The sequence below is a fragment of the Achromobacter xylosoxidans A8 genome (genome assembly GCF_000165835.1).
Taxonomy (GTDB): Bacteria; Pseudomonadota; Gammaproteobacteria; order Burkholderiales; family Burkholderiaceae_B; genus Achromobacter; species Achromobacter xylosoxidans_B.
Genome location: NC_014640.1, coordinates 4,349,773 through 4,365,935 on the forward strand (window position 1 = coordinate 4,349,773; position 16,163 = coordinate 4,365,935).

The window sequence follows — 16,163 nt, forward strand, 5'->3', positions numbered from 1 at the left end:
GCCTGGATACGTCCTACGGCTGATATCAACACCCGCCTGGACGCATTCATGCAGTTTCACCCCTTCAACCGGCGCGTTCGCCGGTCCAGCGCTTCCGCAGCGCTGCTCATCGCCGCCTTGATCACGGTCTCGCCAAGCGCCGCCCAGCCCGCCGCGCGCGCCGCCTACGACATGCCGGCGCAACCGCTGGGCGAAGCGCTGCTGGCGCTGGGCCGGCAAGCCGGCCTGGAGATTTCGTTTCCGCCTGCGGCGGTGGCGGGCAAGACCTCGCCCCCGCTGCAGGGTGAGTATTCGCCGCTGCTCGCGCTGAACCACCTGCTGGCGGGGTCCGGCTTGGCTTTGCGCGCGGAGGGGCCGGGCCGCTACATCGTCTACGTAGACAAGACCAACCTGTTTTCCGCCCTGCGCCTGGACGCCGTACGGGTCTATGGCGAACAGATCGGCGAGCGCATCTATACCCGCGAGGACATCGCCGAGACGCCCAGTTCCAACCGCGACCTCAGCACGCTGGTGGCGACGCATCCGGCGGTACGCACCAACCCAGGCGCCGCCGGCTCGCAGAACCGCGGCTCGCTCAATGTGGAGGACATATCCTTCCACGGCTCCAGCCCCTACCAGAACCTGTTCCAGCTCGACGGCATGGACGCGACCAACCGCGTGGACCCGGCCAGCAAGAACCTGAACCTGCAGGTCGGCAATGTGCCCAGCAATCCGCAGTCGTACTTCGTCGACACGAGCTTGCTGGAGGAAGTGCGCGTACACGACAGCTTCGTACCCGTGGAGTACGGCCGCTTCACGGGCGGCGTGGTGGACGCCAGATTGCGCCGCTTTTCCGGCGAAAACCGCTTGAATCTGGACTACCGCTGGAACACTTCCAAAATGACGCGGCAGGAGGTGGCCGAGGGCGAACAAAACAGTTGGGCGCAGGGCAAGCCGGGCTATTCACCGGAATGGAAAAAGCGCTTCTACTCCGCCGTGGGCGACCTCGCCTTCAACGAAAAATCAGGCACCGTGCTGGCCATGTCGCGCCGCGAATCGGACATCACCCGCTGGAACATGGGCGTGGATGACAAGGGGCAGCCGGCGCCGGGCCAGGCGGCCTACAGCGACCGGATTGACAACTTTCTGGGCAAGTTCAGCGTGCGCGCCAGCGCCGATACCACGGCCGACCTGACGCTGAAATACAGCGACCGCAGCGAAACCCTGGCCAGCGACCTGTTCCGGCACACGCGCTGGGACAACAATCATGAGGCGCGCGGCATAGGCGTCAACGTAGACCACTACTTCCAGGGCGGCCGGCTTGCGCTGCAGGCGGGCTGGGACCGGTCGCTGAGCAACCGCGAATCCGTGGGTGACGAGCTGGTGACATTCAGCCCCTACCAGCTGCCGCGGTACACCGCGGGCGGCTTCGGCAAGGAGCAGACGCGCCAGGACACCTGGACGCTGAAGGGCCGGGTCGACCTGGATCCGGTGCGCACGGGCGTGTTCACGCACAGTCCATATGCAGGCGCGGAACTGAACCAGGTGCAGGCCAACTTCGAGCGTTTCCAGGAAAGCCACTCCTACCAGCGCGCCTACAACCGCGACGGCAGCTATCGGGATTTCAGTAAGGTCCGCTACCTGCCCGGCACCGTGGACGTGAACTACAACATGGCCAGCCTTTATCTGTCGGACCGCATCGAATGGCAACGGCTGGCGCTGGACGCCGGCCTGCGCTACGACCGCGAGACCTTCCTCGGCAACAGCAACCTGTCGCCGCGCACGCGGCTGGATTGGGACATGTTCGGTTCGGGCGATACCCTGCTCAGCGCCGGCTGGTCGCGGTACTACGGGGCCGGCGTGCTGGAGACGGCGCTCAGAGAGGAACGTAGCCGCCTGCGACGCCAGGTGCTGGACAAGAACGGCAAGCCTGTGGCGGACGGCAGCAAGGAGTACTACGTCCAGTACAAGGGCCTGCGCATGCCCTATGACGACGAATGGGCGGTCTCGCTGCGCCAGCGCATGGCGGGCATGGAAGGCGTGCTGAGCTATGTACGCCGCAACGGCCGCGACCAGTGGAGCATGACCGGCAACGACAAGGACGGCTACCGCTACAGCAACGAAGGCCTGTCCACCACCGACGGCGTCAGCCTGTCGCTGCGCACGCTGGAGCCCTGGCGCCTGGGCGAAACGCGCTGGAACATGCAGGCAAGCTGGAGCTGGCAGAAGCGCAAGACCAACGCGGACCTGGTCGAAGGCTACAGCGGCGACGCGCGCGACCCCGGCGACTACGTGATCTACAACGGCTCGCGCCTGCGCGCCATCGATCTGCCGCCAAGCTCCTTCTACCAGCCGCAGATCGCCACGCTCAGCCTGACGGGCGCGTGGCCGCGCGCGGGCCTGACCTGGAGCAACATGATGAACTGGCGCAGCAAGCGCGACGCCACCGTCTATGTGGGAGTGGGCCCGCGGCCCGAGTATCTGGAGCGCTTCGAATCCGGCGAGATCCCGTCCTACTGGACCTGGGACACCAAGCTTTCCTGGAATCCCACGTTCGCGCGCAGCCTGGAATTCACGGTCGAAGTCCTGAACGTGCTGGACCGCCGACCTGCCCTGACGGCCAGCAATCCGAACGTCAAGACCGATCGCAGTACCTACCAGACGGGACGGGAACTATGGCTGCAAGTCGGTTATCGCTTCTGATCCTGGGCGCGGCGCTGGCGCTGGCGACGCCTTTGGTTCGCGGGGACGGCGGCCAGGCCCGGACGCCGGCCGCCGGCCCGTCCGGCTGCCACGGGCCGGCGGGCTGGGATGCGGCTTGCCTGCGGCCGCACTACTCGGGGCCACCCGCGTCCTGGCCCGCGCCTTCCATCGATCCCGGCGTGGCCTGGCACGAATGGAGTGCAGTGCCCCCTGCCACCAGCCCACCCCTGAGTTGGACCGCCGCCAATGCCGGCCAGCAGGAGTTGGCCGCCGACGTCGCGCGTCCGGCGGTCGTGACTCTGGGGCAGATGCTGTTCTTCGATACCGCGCTGTCGCGCAAGGGGCAGGTGTCCTGTGCTTCCTGTCACCTGCCGCAGCGCGCCTTCACGGACGGGCTCGCGCTGGCCGTGGGCGAAGACAGACTGATGGGCAGGCGGCGCTCAACCCCGCTGTACGCGGCTCCGTTCGCACCGCGGCTATTCTGGGACGGGCGCGCCGCCAGCCTGAAGGAGCAGGTGCTGGGCCCCATTCACGATCCCCGCGAAATGAACCATGACGCCGGCGGCGCCGTGGCGCGCCTGCTTGAAACCGAGCCATATCCGGCGCAGTTCCTGCTGGCGTTCGGCGCGGCCTCTGCGCCGCAACCGCCGGTGGACGCGGACCGCTTGGCGCGCGCGTTGGCGGCCTACGTCGCAACATTGCGTCCGGAGCCGACGCGCTTTGACGAATTCCTGGAAGGCCGTTCCCAGGCGCTGGACGATACCGAGTTGATCGGCATGCATCTGTTCCGCACGCAGGCGCGCTGTATGAATTGCCACAGCGGCCCGATGCTGACCGACCATCAATTCCACAACATCGGCCTGTCGTTCTATGGCCGCCGCAATCAGGACCTGGGCCGCTACGAAGCGACCCGCGACCCCGCCGACCTGGGTCAGTTCCGCACGCCCAGCCTGCGCAATGTGTCGCGCGCCGGCCCTTGGATGCACAACGGGCTGTTCGCGGACCTCAAGGGTTTACTGCGGATGTACAACGCCGGCATGGGCCGCGATCCGGCGCCCGCCGATCCGCCCGATCCGTACGCGCCGCGCAAGTCCGAGCACATCCGACCGCTGGAACTGAGCGCGGACGAAATCGACGCCTTGCTGGCGTTCATGCGGGTCTTGTAGGAAGAAAGGGAAAGGCGGCGCGCGGGATCTCTGCAGACGAAGATCCCCGGCGCCGCCGTCCTGGCATTACGAGTACGGACGCTCGCGCAGGCGGGTGTGGTGGTCGACCACGGTGTCGATCACTTCACGCAGGATGGTTTCGGCAAGGGCGGGCGGCACGCCCGCCTCTTGCGCCAGGCGACGGATGCGCTCGACTTGCTGTTCCTCGCGCTGGGGATCGACCAGGTCCATGCCCAGGTCGCGCTTGAGCTCACCTATCATATCCGTGCAACGGAACCGCACGCCCAGCAGCAGCATGATCTGCTGGTCGATTTCATCGACCTCGGCGCGCAGCGACGCCAACTCGGCTTTGGGAGAATCGTTGTTGGCCATGTGTGTCAACCCTGAACAATATCGAGTTTGGCGATGCCCAGCGCCAAGGTCTTGGCGCCCACGTCGCGGAACTGGATTTCAGCCTGGGCGTCCTGCCCTGCTCCGCTCAGGCTCACGATCGTGCCATCGCCGAACCGCGCGTGATGCACGCCCTGCCCCACACGATACTGCTTGTCGCCCACCGTGACACCGGTAGCGACGCCACGCGGTTGACGCGGCGCAATGGTATTGGTGGGCTTGCGTCCGAAAGCGTCGCCACGATTGCCGCCACCCCAGCCCGCGCCCGTGCCGCCGACCTGGGCCAGACCGGCCTTGGGCGACAGCCACTTCAGGTGCTGTTCCGGAATTTCGTCCAGGAAGCGAGAACGCATCGCGTAGCGCGTCTGGCCATGCAGCATCCGGCTTTGTGCCAGGCTGATGTACAGGCGCTGGCGCGCGCGCGTAATGGCCACGTACATGAGGCGGCGCTCTTCTTCCAGTCCGGAAGCTTCCAGGACGCTGTTCTCGTGCGGGAACAGCCCCTCTTCCAGGCCGGTGATGAACACGGCGTCAAACTCCAGGCCCTTGGCCGCGTGCACGGTCATGAGTTGCACGGCGTCCTGGCCCTGTTGGGCCTGGTTGTCGCCGGCTTCCAGCGCCGCATGCGACAGGAACGCCGCCAGCGGCGTCAGGCCGTCGGACGCCACAATGGGCGCGTCCACCACGCCCGCATTGAGCGTGGAGGCCGTGTCCTGTTCGGGCACCACGCCAGCGGGCATGCCGTCGTAGTTTTCCTCGGACGCGAACACGGCCGCGGCCGTGATCAGTTCATTCAAGTTTTCCAGACGTTCCGCGCCTTCGCGTTCGGCCTTGTAGTGCGCGTTCAGGCCGCTGGCCTCGAGCATGTGCTCGACCATTTCCGGCAGCGGCAGGTCGCGGGTCTCTTCGATCAGGCGATGGATCAGCTGCGCGAACTGCGCCAAGTTGGAACCGCCCTTGCCCGGCACCAGAGCCACGGCCGCGTACAGGCTGGTGTCGTGCGCGCGCGCGGCGTCGCCCAATTGCTCCAGCGTGCGCGCGCCGATGCCGCGCGTGGGAAAGTTGACGACCCGCATCCAGGAGGTATCGTCGTGCGGGTTGGCCATCAGGCGCAGGTAGGCCAGCGCGTGCTTGATTTCCTGGCGCTCGAAAAAGCGCAGGCCGCCGTAGACCTTGTAGGGAATGCCGGCGGAAAAGATGGCGTGTTCCAGCACGCGCGACTGCGCGTTGCTGCGGTAGAGCACGGCGATCTCGCGGCGCAGGCTGCCTTCGCGGATCAGGGAGCGGATCTCGTCCACGATCCACTGCGCTTCCATGCCGTCGGACGGCTGCTCGATGACGCGCACCGGCTCGCCGTCGCCCTGCTCGGTCCAGAGATTCTTGCCCAGCCGGCCGGTGTTGTGACCGATCAGCGCGTTGGCCGAATCCAGGATGTGGCCAAAGGAACGGTAGTTCTGCTCCAGGCGGATCACGGTGCCGCGCGCGTAATCGCGCTCGAAGTCGGCCATGTTGCCGACGTTGGCGCCGCGGAACGCGTAGATGGACTGGTCGTCGTCGCCCACCGCGAAGATCGCGGCGCCACCGCCGGCCAACAGACGCAGCCACTTGTATTGCAGCGTGTTGGTGTCCTGGAACTCGTCGACCAGGATGTGGCGGAAACGGCGCTGGTAGTGCTCGCGCACGGGCGCGTTGCGCGACAGCAGTTCGTAGGCGCGCAGCAGCAGCTCGGCGAAGTCCACCACGCCCTCGCGCAGGCACTGGGCCTCGTAGAGTTGGTAGATCTCGATCAGGCGGCGGCGATGGGCGTCGTAGGCTTCGACGTCGGCGGGACGCAGGCCCTCTTCCTTGGCGCCGTTGATGAAGCGCTGCACATCGCGGGGAGGATACTTTTCGTCGTCGACGCCGTTGGCCTTCATCAGCCGCTTGATCGCCGCGAGCTGGTCGGTGACGTCCAGGATCTGGAAGCTCTGCGGCAGGCCGGCATCGCGGTGATGCGCGCGCAGCATGCGGTTGCACAGACCGTGGAAGGTACCGATCCACAGGCCGCGCGTATCGATCGGCAGGATGGCCGACATGCGCGCGAGCATCTCGCGCGCCGCCTTGTTGGTGAACGTGACCGCCAGCAGCCCAAAAGGCGAGGCCTGGCCGGTTTGAATCAGCCAGGCCATGCGGGTGGTGAGCACCCGGGTCTTGCCGCTGCCCGCCCCGGCCAAGACCAGGGCGTGCTGCGGTTCTAACGTTACTGCGGCGCGTTGTTCAGGATTGAGCTTCTCTAGCATCATGCCGCGTAGCGGCGCAGACGTTGAGCGAATTGCTCGAGCCCGGCGATGCCGCTTTGCTGGGCGCGCTGGCACCAGGCCTGCAGGTCATGAAGAAGCTGTTCGCTGCTGGCGCTGGAGCTTTCCCAGATGCGGCCGAGTTCGCGGCGCATCTGTACCAGCGTGGCCAGCGACTTGTTCTGGGCGATGGCCTGGTCCACGGCGGCAACCTGTTCGGGCTGGAGGATGTCCTCGTTGCGGTGGATGGCGCGGCGCACGCTGTGCAGCTTGGTCCAGTCGCACTCGGCGCTGCCCTTGTTGCGCGAATCCTTCAGCTTGGCCAGCTCTTCGCGGGCCGCGCTCTTGATCACGTCCGCATAGCGGGCCATGACTTCGTAGCGGTGCGTGATCACGCCTTGCAGGGTGCGCAGGTCGATGCCGGTCTTGCTGTCGTCCAGCTTGAGCTTGGGCGCAACCTTCTTGATCTTGGCCAGGCCGAAGAACTTCAGGATGTTGATGTAGCACCAGCCGATGTCGAACTCGTACCACTTGGCCGAGAACTTGGCCGACGTGCCGTGGGCGTGGTGGTTGTTGTGCAGTTCTTCGCCGCCGATCACGATGCCCCAGGGGAACACGTTGGTGCTGGTGTCCGGGCTGTTGTAGTTGCGGTAGCCCCAGTAGTGGCCGATGCCGTTGACGACGCCGGCGGCCCAGAAGGGAATCCAGGCCATCTGCACGGCCCACACCGTGACGCCGATGGCGCCGAACAGGGCGACGTCGATGGCGAGCATGCTCAGCACGCCCCACAGGCTGTGCTTGCTGTAGACGTTGCGCTCGAGCCAGTCGTCAGGCGTGCCGTGGCCGAACTTGGCCATGGTTTCCTTGTTGTTCGATTCTTCGCGGTACAGTTCCGCGCCGCGGAACAGCACCTTCCAGATGCCGAACAGGATAGGCGAATGGGGATCGCCTTCCTTTTCGCACTTGGCGTGGTGCTTGCGGTGAATGGCCACCCATTCCTTGGTGACCATGCCGGTCGTCATCCAGAGCCAGAAGCGGAAGAAGTGCATGACGGCCGGATGCAGATCCAGACCCCGGTGCGCTTGGCTGCGATGGAGGAAGACCGTGACCGCCACAATCGTGATGTGCGTCACAACCAGAGTGAACACGACGACCTGCCACCAAGTAGCTTGGGTCAGACCGCCGGCAATGAAGGAAAGGATGTAATCCATAAAGCTGTTAGGAGCCTCGCTAGAGAAGTGCCTGGAGTTTAGCTTACCTTGACCGACTTATGACAAGGTAGTTTCAAAATAGTTTTTGAGCGAAATCAAGGACTAAGCCTCGGTTTTTCAGGGCAAAAAACCACTCTCGCCGCCAGAAACGAAGGTTGCGAGGCCGAGCCTTGCGGCACGCGGCGCTAGGGCCGTCCTCCCCAGGGAACGTGGGGGGCATACGCGAAGGCGCAAGGTTTGGGCTGGATTTCGTCGTTAAAGTTCCTGTCAGCTGGGCATCCGGTCTTGAAGCAGACTCGCGGCTGGCGCACACTGCGGGTGCTTTGCTGACCAAACTGTCTCTTTTGCCCAACTGATGTTGCTGAAAAAAATACGTCCCCAATTATTTTGTACCGTGGCCGCGCTGGCAGCCGCCCTGCCTGCCTCCGTTCCCGCACAGACGGTGAAGTCGGGCGACGTCGCCGTGTTGGCCTCGTACTACGAGATCCGCGGCGCGGACTGCCTGGCGCTGCGCGCGCCGCGGGTATCGCTGACCATGATGCCGCGCCTGGGCAAGGCCAACATCATGCAGACGCGCGGCCAGTCCAGCGATTCCGGCCGCTGCGCCTACCAGGCCGTGCCGGTATCCCAGGTGGTCTACCAGGCGGACCAGCCCGGCAATGACAGCCTGGCCTGGGAAGTGAAGTACCAGAACAAGACGCTCGGCACGCGGCGCTACAGCGCCACGGTGGTGGTGACGCCGGGTCCCTGACCCGGCGTTCCCGTTCAGGCCGGCTGATCCTGCGGGCCGGCCGCGGTTTCCTTGGCCGGCGTTTCCGCCGATGCTTCGGTCGACGTTTCAGCGGGGACATCGTCGGCGTTCGCTACCTCGGCGTTCTCAGCCCCGGCTGCCGCGCCCTTCTTCCTGCGTTCGAACACCGCGGCAAAGAAGCCGTCGGTGCCGTGCACGTCAGGGCGCAGTTGGACGTAGGGTCCGTCCAGCTTCAGGGTTTCGCAGCGGGCGGCCAGAATTTCGGCGGCGTCCAGGCGCTCGAAATCGGGGTGGCTGGCCAGGAAGCGCTCGGCCTGCACCTCGTTTTCCTCGGCCAGCAGGCTGCAGGTGGCGTAAACCAGGCGGCCGCCCGGCGCGACGCAGCGCGCCGCACTGTTGAGAATGCGTTCCTGCAACTGGCCCAGTTCGGCCAGCGCCTCTGGGTGCTGGCGCCATTTCAGGTCCGGATTACGGCGCAGGGTGCCGATGCCGCTGCACGGGGCGTCGACCAGCACGCGCTGGGCCTTGCCGGCCAGGCGCTTGACGCGGGCATCGTTTTCGCTGTCGATGACCACGGGTACCACGTTGGACAAGCCGCTGCGGGCGAAGCGCGGCTTGGCGCGCGCCAGGCGGGCCGCCGACACGTCGAAGGCGTACAGGCGGCCGGTGGAGCGCATCAGCGCGCCCAGCAGCAGCGTCTTGCCGCCCGCGCCAGCGCAGAAGTCGATGATCATTTCGCCGCGGCGCGGCGCCACCAGCAGGGCCAGCAGTTGGCTGCCTTCGTCCTGGACCTCGATGCTGCCGTTCTCGAACTGCGGCCAGCGGTTGATGGCCGGGCGGCCTTCCATGCGGATGCCCCAGGGCGAATAAGGCATCGCGACCGGTTCGTAGCGGCCGGCGCCCTGCTGCAATTCCGTCAGCATGGCGTCGCGCTCGACCTTCAGCGGGTTGACGCGCAAGTCCAGGCTGGCCTGGCGGTTGAGCGCCTCGATCAGGGTTTCGGGGCTGTCCATGGCGCCCAGGCGCTCGTCCAGCCAGTCAGGAATGCTGCCGCGCACGGCGCGCGGCAGCGTCGCCAGATCGATCTGCGACACGCGTTGCAACCATTCGGCTTCAGCGGCGTCCATGCCTTCGGTCAGGGCCTCGGCGCCCAGCGTCGCGGCCAGGCCCAGGATGGCCAGGCGGCGCGAGGCCGGACCGACACCGCTTTCGCCGAATTGGCGGTAGCGGCGCAGATGGCGCAGCACGTCATAGACGGCTTCGGCGACTTCGGAACGGTCGCGCGCGCCCAGATTGGGGTGATGGCGCAGCCAGTGCGACAGGGCCGCGTCGGCCGGATAGGTCCACTGCAGGATTTCGCCCAGGACGCGCTGGACCTGGTCGATACGGATGGCCGCATGCGACTGGCGCGGGCGGTTGAACTGGGGCTTGGGCGGGCGGTCCTGGCCGCCGTCGCTGCCGCCGCCGCGCGGGCCGCCATACTGGCCCCGCTCGCCACCGCGATCATCGCCTCGCGGCGCGCCGTAGGACGGACGCGAGTCCGAGCGGCCTTCGCGACGGTCCGAACCATAGGACGCGCGTTCGCCGCCACGGCCTTCACCGCGCGGGGCGTCATAGGACGGACGCGAGTCCGGACGACCTTCGCGGCGTTCCGAACCATAGGAAGCGCGTTCGCCGCCACGGCCTTCGCCGCGCGGAGCGTCATAGGATGGGCGCGGACCCGGACGGCCTTCGCGACGCTCCGAACCATAGGACGCGCGTTCGCCGCCGCGGCCTTCGCCACGCGGAGCGTCATAGGATGGGCGTGGACCCGGACGGCCTTCGCGGCGCTCCGAACCATAGGAAGCGCGTTCGCCGCCACGGCCTTCGCCGCGCGGAGCATCATAGGACGGACGCGGGCCCGGACGGCCTTCGCGACGTTCCGAACCATAGGAAGCGCGTTCGCCGCCACGGCCTTCGCCACGCGGGGCGTCATAGGACGGGCGCGGGCCCGGACGGCCTTCGCGGCGCTCCGAACCGTAAGGGGCGCGCTCGCCGCCACGGTTTTCACCGCGCGGGGCGTCATAAGAAGGACGCGGCGCCGGACGGCCTTCGCGGCGCTCCGAACCGTAGGAGGCGCGTTCGCCGCCACGGTTTTCGCCACGCGGGGCGTCATAAGACGGACGCGGGCCCGGACGGCCTTCGCGGCGTTCCGAACCATAGGAGCCGCGCTCGCCGCCACGGTTTTCACCGCGCGGGGCGTCATAGGAAGGACGCGGCGCCGGACGACCACTGGCGCGCTCGTCGCGGCTGCCGCCCGAACGATCGTCACGGGCGCTGTCGCGCGCGACCGGCGTGCGCGCATCGCCCTTGGGGCGCGAGAAGAAGGACCGACCGTCGCGGCCTTCGGAGGCGGCCCCGGCGGCGCCTGCCGGACGGGAACGCGGAGATTGGGGTTTGCTCATGGTGTATTCCAATGGGGCGGAGGGCTTCCGCCCGAAAAATGCGATTCGGGGCCGCTCAGGCGGCCGGCGACCAGGCGAACAGGCGGTCGGGATCGCCTTGCACGTTCACCCGGTGGTCACTGGTCAGGGTAACCCGGCCTTCAGCCAGCCAGCGCACCGCCGCCGGAAAAGCGCGGTGCTCCACCGCCAGCACGCGCTCGGCCAGGGCTTCGGGCGTATCGCCCGCCAGGACCGGGACGCAGCCCTGGGCGATGATGGGGCCATGGTCCAGCACCGGCGTGACGAAATGCACAGTGCAGCCATGCACGCGCACGCCGGTAGCCAGCGCCTGGGCGTGCGTGTGCAGTCCCGGGAAAGCCGGCAGCAGCGAGGGATGGATGTTCACCAGCCGGCCGGCATAGTGATTGACGAAGCCCGGCGTCAGCACGCGCATGAAGCCCGCCAGGATGACGTAATCGGGTTCGTAGCGGTCGATTTCGGCGGCCAGCGCGGCGTCGAAGGCTTCGCGGCTGGCGTAGTCCTTGTGGTACAGCGCACCAGTGGGGATGCCCTGGTGGGCTGCCCATTCCAGGCCCGCGGCGTCGGGCTTGCTGGCGATGACGGCGGCGACTTCGGCAGGCCAGCCCTCATTGCGGCAGGCTTCGGCCAATGCCTGCATGTTGCTGCCGCGTCCCGAGATCAGGATGACGATGCGGCGCTTGATGGTAGATATTTCCGGCAAGATAAGGAATTCCAAGGGAAATCGGGCCCGTCCGCCCTCCAGAATCCCGCGTGCGGCAACAGCCTGGACGCGCGTCAGGAGGAAACAGGAACAAACCCGGAATCCAAAATTGTAAACTCTCGCTCGTGAAACCATCGCTGCGCATCTACCGATCCCTGCCCCCGCCCGACCGGCGCGCCCCTTGCGCGCTGACGATCGGCAACTTCGACGGCGTCCACCGCGGACACCAGGCCATGCTGGCGCGCGTCTGCCAGGTCGCGCGCGACCGCAACCTGACGCCCGCCGTGATGACCTTCGAGCCGCATCCGCGGGAGTATTTCGCCACCCTGAACCAACGCCCGGAACTGGCGCCCACCCGCATTTCGGGTTTGCGCGACAAACTGGCCGCGCTGGCGCGCTACGGCATCTCCCAGGTCGTGGTGGAGCGCTTCAACGCCCGCCTGGCTGAAATGTCGGCCAACGCCTTCATCGAACAACTGCTGGTCCAGGGCCTGCACGCCAAATGGCTGCTGGTGGGCGAGGATTTCCGCTTCGGCCACAAGCGCAGCGGCGACATCGACCTGCTGCGCGAGGCCGGCCTGCGCCATGGCTTCGAAGTGCAGACGCTGGCGGACGTGACCGACCAGCAAGGCCACCGGATCTCCAGTTCCGAAGTGCGCACCGCGCTGGCTGTGGGCGATCTGGAACGCGCCCGCCACCTGCTGGGCCACCCGTACCACATCAGCGGCCACGTGATCCACGGCCAGAAGCTGGGCCGCACACTGGGCTTCCCCACCATGAACCTGCGCGTGGCGGAGCGCTGCGCCGCGCGCTCCGGTATCTACGTGGTGCAAGTCTACGGCCTGGCCGACCGTCCGTTGCCGGCGGTCGCCAGCCTGGGCGTGCGCCCCACCGTCGAAGACCGCGGCCGCGTGCTGCTGGAGTCACACCTGCTCGACGAGACCATCGACGCTTACGGTAAACTCGTACGCGTCGAATTCCTGCAAAAGCTGCGGGACGAAGAAAAATTTCCTGACCTCCCTTCCCTGACTGCCGCCATCGCCGAAGACGCGCGAAACGCGCGCGCCTATTTTGCCGTTCATGGACTATAAAAAGACCCTCAACCTGCCCGATACCTCCTTCCCCATGCGGGGCGACCTCGCCAAGCGCGAGCCCGCCTGGATTTCGCAGTGGGAGGAAAACCACGTCTACCAGGCAATCCGCGCCGCCAGCCGCGGCCGGCCGCGCTTCGTGCTGCACGACGGCCCGCCCTACGCCAACGGCGACATCCACATCGGCCACGCGGTCAACAAGATCCTGAAGGACATCATCGTCAAGAGCCGCAACATGGCCGGCTATGACGCGCATTACGTGCCGGGCTGGGACTGTCACGGCATGCCGATCGAAATCCAGATCGAAAAGAAATACGGCAAGCACCTGCCCGTGGCCGAAGTGCAGTCCAAGGCCCGCGCCTACGCGCTCGAACAGATCGACCGCCAGCGCAAGGACTTCAAGCGCCTGGGCGTGCTGGGCGAGTGGGATCGTCCCTACATGACGATGAACTTCAGCAATGAAGCCGACGAAATCCGCGCGCTGGGCCGCATCCTGGACAAGGGCTACGTGTTCCGCGGCCTGAAGCCCGTGAACTGGTGCTTCGACTGCGGCTCGGCCCTGGCCGAAGCCGAGGTCGAATACGCCGACCGCGTCGACCCGGCGGTGGACGTGGCCTTCCCGTTCGCCGAACACGCCAAGCTGGCCAGCGCCTTCGGCCTGGACTCGGTCGACGATGGCGCCATCGTCATCTGGACCACCACGCCCTGGACCATCCCGTCCAACCAGGCGCTGAACCTGCATCCCGAGATCGAATACGCGCTGGTGCGCGTGTCGCCCGCGCCCAAGTTCGGCCCCCTGCTGCTGATCGCCAAAGAGCGCGTCGAAGCCTGCCTGAAGGCCTGGAACCTGGAAGGCGAAGTCATCGCCACCGCTCCGGGCGCGGCGCTGTCGGGCATCGAGTTCCGCCATCCGCTGGCGCAGTTCAATGCCGCCTACGACCGCAAGTCGCCCGCCTACCTGGGCGACTACGTGACGGCCGACTCCGGCACCGGCGTGGTGCACTCGGCGCCGGCCTACGGCATCGAGGACTTCGTGTCGTGCAAGGAGCACGGCATGAAGGACACCGACTTCATCAGCCCGGTCATGGGCGACGGCAAGTACGTGGACAGCCTGGCGCTGTTCGGCGGCCTGTCCATCTGGGACGCCAACCCCAAGATCGTCGAGGCGCTGCAGGAAGCCGGCGCGCTGATGCACGTGGAAAAGCACAAGCACAGCTACATGCACTGCTGGCGCCACAAGACTCCGATCATCTACCGCGCCACCAGCCAATGGTTCGCCGGCATGGACGTGAAGCCCAAGGACGGCAGCCCGACCCTGCGCGAATCGGCGCTGGCCGGCATCGACGCCACGGCCTTCTATCCGGCCTGGGGCCGCGCCCGCCTGCACGCCATGATCGCCAACCGTCCGGACTGGACCCTGTCGCGCCAGCGCCAGTGGGGCACGCCGATGGCCTTCTTCGTGCACAAGGAAACCGGCGCGCTGCATCCGCGCACGTCCGAACTGCTGGAACAGGTGGCGCAGCGCGTCGAGCAAGGCGGCATCGAAGCCTGGCAGACGCTGGATCCGCGCGAGCTGCTGGGCGACGAAGCCGACCAGTACGAAAAGAATCGCGACACGCTCGACGTGTGGTTCGACTCGGGCAGCACCCACGCCACCGTGCTGGGCGGCAAGGACGGCGACTTCGCCGGTTCGCACGGCGCTGAACTCGCCTGGCCCGCCGACCTGTACCTGGAAGGCTCGGACCAGCACCGCGGCTGGTTCCATTCGTCGCTCCTGACCGGCTGCATGCTTTACGGCCAGCCGCCCTACAAGGCGCTGCTCACGCACGGCTTCGTGGTGGACGGCCAGGGCCGCAAGATGAGCAAGTCGGTGGGCAACGTGATTGCCCCGCAGAAGGTATCCGACTCGCTGGGCGCGGAAATCCTGCGCCTGTGGGTGGCCTCCACCGACTACTCGGGCGAACTGTCCATCTCGGACGAGATTCTCAAGCGCGTGGTCGAAGGCTACCGCCGCATCCGCAACACGCTGCGCTTCCTGCTGGCCAACCTGGCCGACTTCGACGCCGTGACGCAGGCCGTGCCCTACGGCGAACTCTTCGAGATCGACCGCTACGCGCTGGCCATGACGGCGCAGATGCAGGCGGAAGTCCAGGCCAACTACGAACGCTACGACTTCCACCCGGCGGTCTCGCGCCTGCAGACGTTCTGCTCGGAAGACCTGGGCGCGTTCTACCTGGACATCCTGAAGGACCGCCTGTACACCTCGGCCGTGGACAGCCGCGCGCGCCGCTCGGCCCAGACGGCCCTGCTGGACATCACGCAGACGCTGCTCAAGCTGATGGCGCCGATCCTGTCCTTCACCGCCGAAGAAGCCTGGAAGGAACTGGTCAACTCGGCCCTGAAGAATCAGGCCGACGCCGCCCGCACCACCATCTTCACCGAGGTCTACCACGCCCTGCCGCCGTTCGCGGACGCGGACGCCTTGTCGGCCAAGTGGACCCGTCTACGCGCCATCCGCGCCGAAGTCCAGCGCAAGCTGGAAGAAGTGCGCACGGCTGGCGACATCGGTTCCTCGCTGCAGGCCGAAGTCGATCTGTACGCCAACGGCGCCGACCAGGAACTGCTGGCCAGCCTGGGCGACGACCTGCGCTTCGTGCTGATCGTCTCGCGCGCCACCGTGCATGCAGGCGAAGGCGAGACCCGCATCGAGGTCACGCCGTCGGCGCACAAGAAGTGCGAGCGCTGCTGGCACTGGCGCCTGGACGTGGGCCAGGACGCTGACCACCCCGAGATCTGCGGCCGCTGCGTGTCCAATCTGTTCGGCTCGGGCGAAGCCCGCGACAAGGCTTGAGCATGGCCCGCCCCTCCGAACCCGGAGTGACGGGCGCCACCGCCCCCGCCCGCGCCGCGCCGGCGCGCGTGGGCGGCTGGCTGGCGCTGGCATTGCTCATCATCGTGCTGGACCAGCTGACCAAGGTCTACTTCAACACCTCGTTCCAGTACGGCGAGCGCGTCAACGTGCTGCCGGTCTTCGACTTCACGCTGATGTACAACCGGGGCGCTGCGTTCAGCTTCCTGGCTTCCGAGGAAGGCTGGCAGCGCTGGCTGTTCACCGGCCTGGGCTGCGTGGCGGCGGTGGTCATCACCATCATCCTGCGCCGCACTCACGGCCAGCCGCGCTTCAGCCTGGCACTGACCCTGATCCTGGGCGGCGCCATCGGCAACGTCATCGACCGCGTGGTCTATGGCCACGTGGTGGACTTCCTGTTGTTCTACTGGAACGACTCCTACTTCCCCGCCTTCAACCTGGCGGACGTGGGCATCAGCTGCGGCGCCGTGCTGCTGGTGCTGGACGAGCTCCTGCGAGGCCGCAAGGCCAAGACCCAGGCCTGAAAACGGCCCGGCCGGGGCGCCGCCATGCCCCGGCCTCC

The 16,163-nt window shown here is 66.9% G+C and carries 11 protein-coding genes; 6 read left to right on the top strand and 5 right to left on the bottom strand.

The features are described 5' to 3' along the window. The first annotated feature begins 48 nt into the window (after positions 1-48). Positions 49-2,682, top strand: a complete 2,634-nt coding sequence (locus AXYL_RS20155; RefSeq protein ID WP_013394703.1) for a TonB-dependent receptor — start codon at positions 49-51, stop codon at positions 2,680-2,682. Further along, positions 2,655-3,848: a cytochrome-c peroxidase gene (locus AXYL_RS20160; protein WP_013394704.1), complete on the top strand. Its 1,194-nt coding sequence runs from the start codon at positions 2,655-2,657 to the stop codon at positions 3,846-3,848. Before AXYL_RS20155 ends, AXYL_RS20160 begins: the two co-directional genes overlap by 28 nt. Before the next feature lie 66 nt (positions 3,849-3,914). On the opposite strand, the gene AXYL_RS20165 is transcribed toward AXYL_RS20160, so the two are convergent. From AXYL_RS20165 to AXYL_RS20175, 3 genes are read right to left on the bottom strand one after another with little or no spacing between them, the layout of a single operon-like run. Then, on the bottom strand, positions 3,915-4,220 hold the full coding sequence (locus AXYL_RS20165) for a chorismate mutase (protein ID WP_013394705.1): 306 nt from the start codon (positions 4,218-4,220) through the stop codon (positions 3,915-3,917). 5 nt (positions 4,221-4,225) lie between these two features. Continuing rightward, positions 4,226-6,520, bottom strand: coding sequence for a UvrD-helicase domain-containing protein (locus AXYL_RS20170; RefSeq protein WP_013394706.1), 2,295 nt, complete (start codon positions 6,518-6,520; stop codon positions 4,226-4,228). Next, positions 6,517-7,725 carry a fatty acid desaturase gene (locus tag AXYL_RS20175; protein WP_013394707.1) on the bottom strand — a complete coding sequence of 403 codons (1,209 nt, stop codon included), beginning with the start codon at positions 7,723-7,725 and terminating at the stop codon, positions 6,517-6,519. Before AXYL_RS20175 ends, AXYL_RS20170 begins: the two co-directional genes overlap by 4 nt. Positions 7,726-8,080: 355 nt before the next feature. On the opposite strand from AXYL_RS20175, the gene AXYL_RS20180 reads away from it, so the two are divergent. Next, entirely contained in the window at positions 8,081-8,476 is a 396-nt protein-coding gene (locus AXYL_RS20180) for a hypothetical protein (protein ID WP_013394708.1), read from the top strand. Between the two features lie 14 nt (positions 8,477-8,490). Here the strand turns inward: AXYL_RS20180 and AXYL_RS35445 are convergent, their stop codons facing one another. Continuing rightward, on the bottom strand, positions 8,491-9,861 hold the full coding sequence (locus AXYL_RS35445; protein ID WP_041655791.1) for an RsmB/NOP family class I SAM-dependent RNA methyltransferase: 1,371 nt from the start codon (positions 9,859-9,861) through the stop codon (positions 8,491-8,493). A gap of 1,114 nt (positions 9,862-10,975) precedes the next feature. Further along, positions 10,976-11,632 (bottom strand): phosphoribosylglycinamide formyltransferase, encoded by a 657-nt coding sequence (purN, locus tag AXYL_RS20190; protein ID WP_085947881.1) that lies wholly within the window; start codon positions 11,630-11,632, stop codon positions 10,976-10,978. A gap of 134 nt (positions 11,633-11,766) precedes the next feature. Between purN and AXYL_RS20195 the strand changes: the two genes are divergently transcribed. The 3 genes from AXYL_RS20195 to lspA are packed head-to-tail and all read left to right on the top strand — an operon-like array spanning position 11,767 to position 16,125. Continuing rightward, positions 11,767-12,732, top strand: a complete 966-nt coding sequence (locus AXYL_RS20195; RefSeq protein ID WP_013394711.1) for a bifunctional riboflavin kinase/FAD synthetase — start codon at positions 11,767-11,769, stop codon at positions 12,730-12,732. Next, positions 12,722-15,583: an isoleucine--tRNA ligase gene (gene ileS / locus AXYL_RS20200; RefSeq protein WP_013394712.1), complete on the top strand. Its 2,862-nt coding sequence runs from the start codon at positions 12,722-12,724 to the stop codon at positions 15,581-15,583. The genes AXYL_RS20195 and ileS overlap by 11 nt, the downstream gene beginning before the upstream one ends. A gap of 2 nt (positions 15,584-15,585) precedes the next feature. Continuing rightward, positions 15,586-16,125: a signal peptidase II gene (gene lspA, locus AXYL_RS20205; protein WP_013394713.1), complete on the top strand. Its 540-nt coding sequence runs from the start codon at positions 15,586-15,588 to the stop codon at positions 16,123-16,125. Positions 16,126-16,163 lie beyond the last annotated feature (38 nt).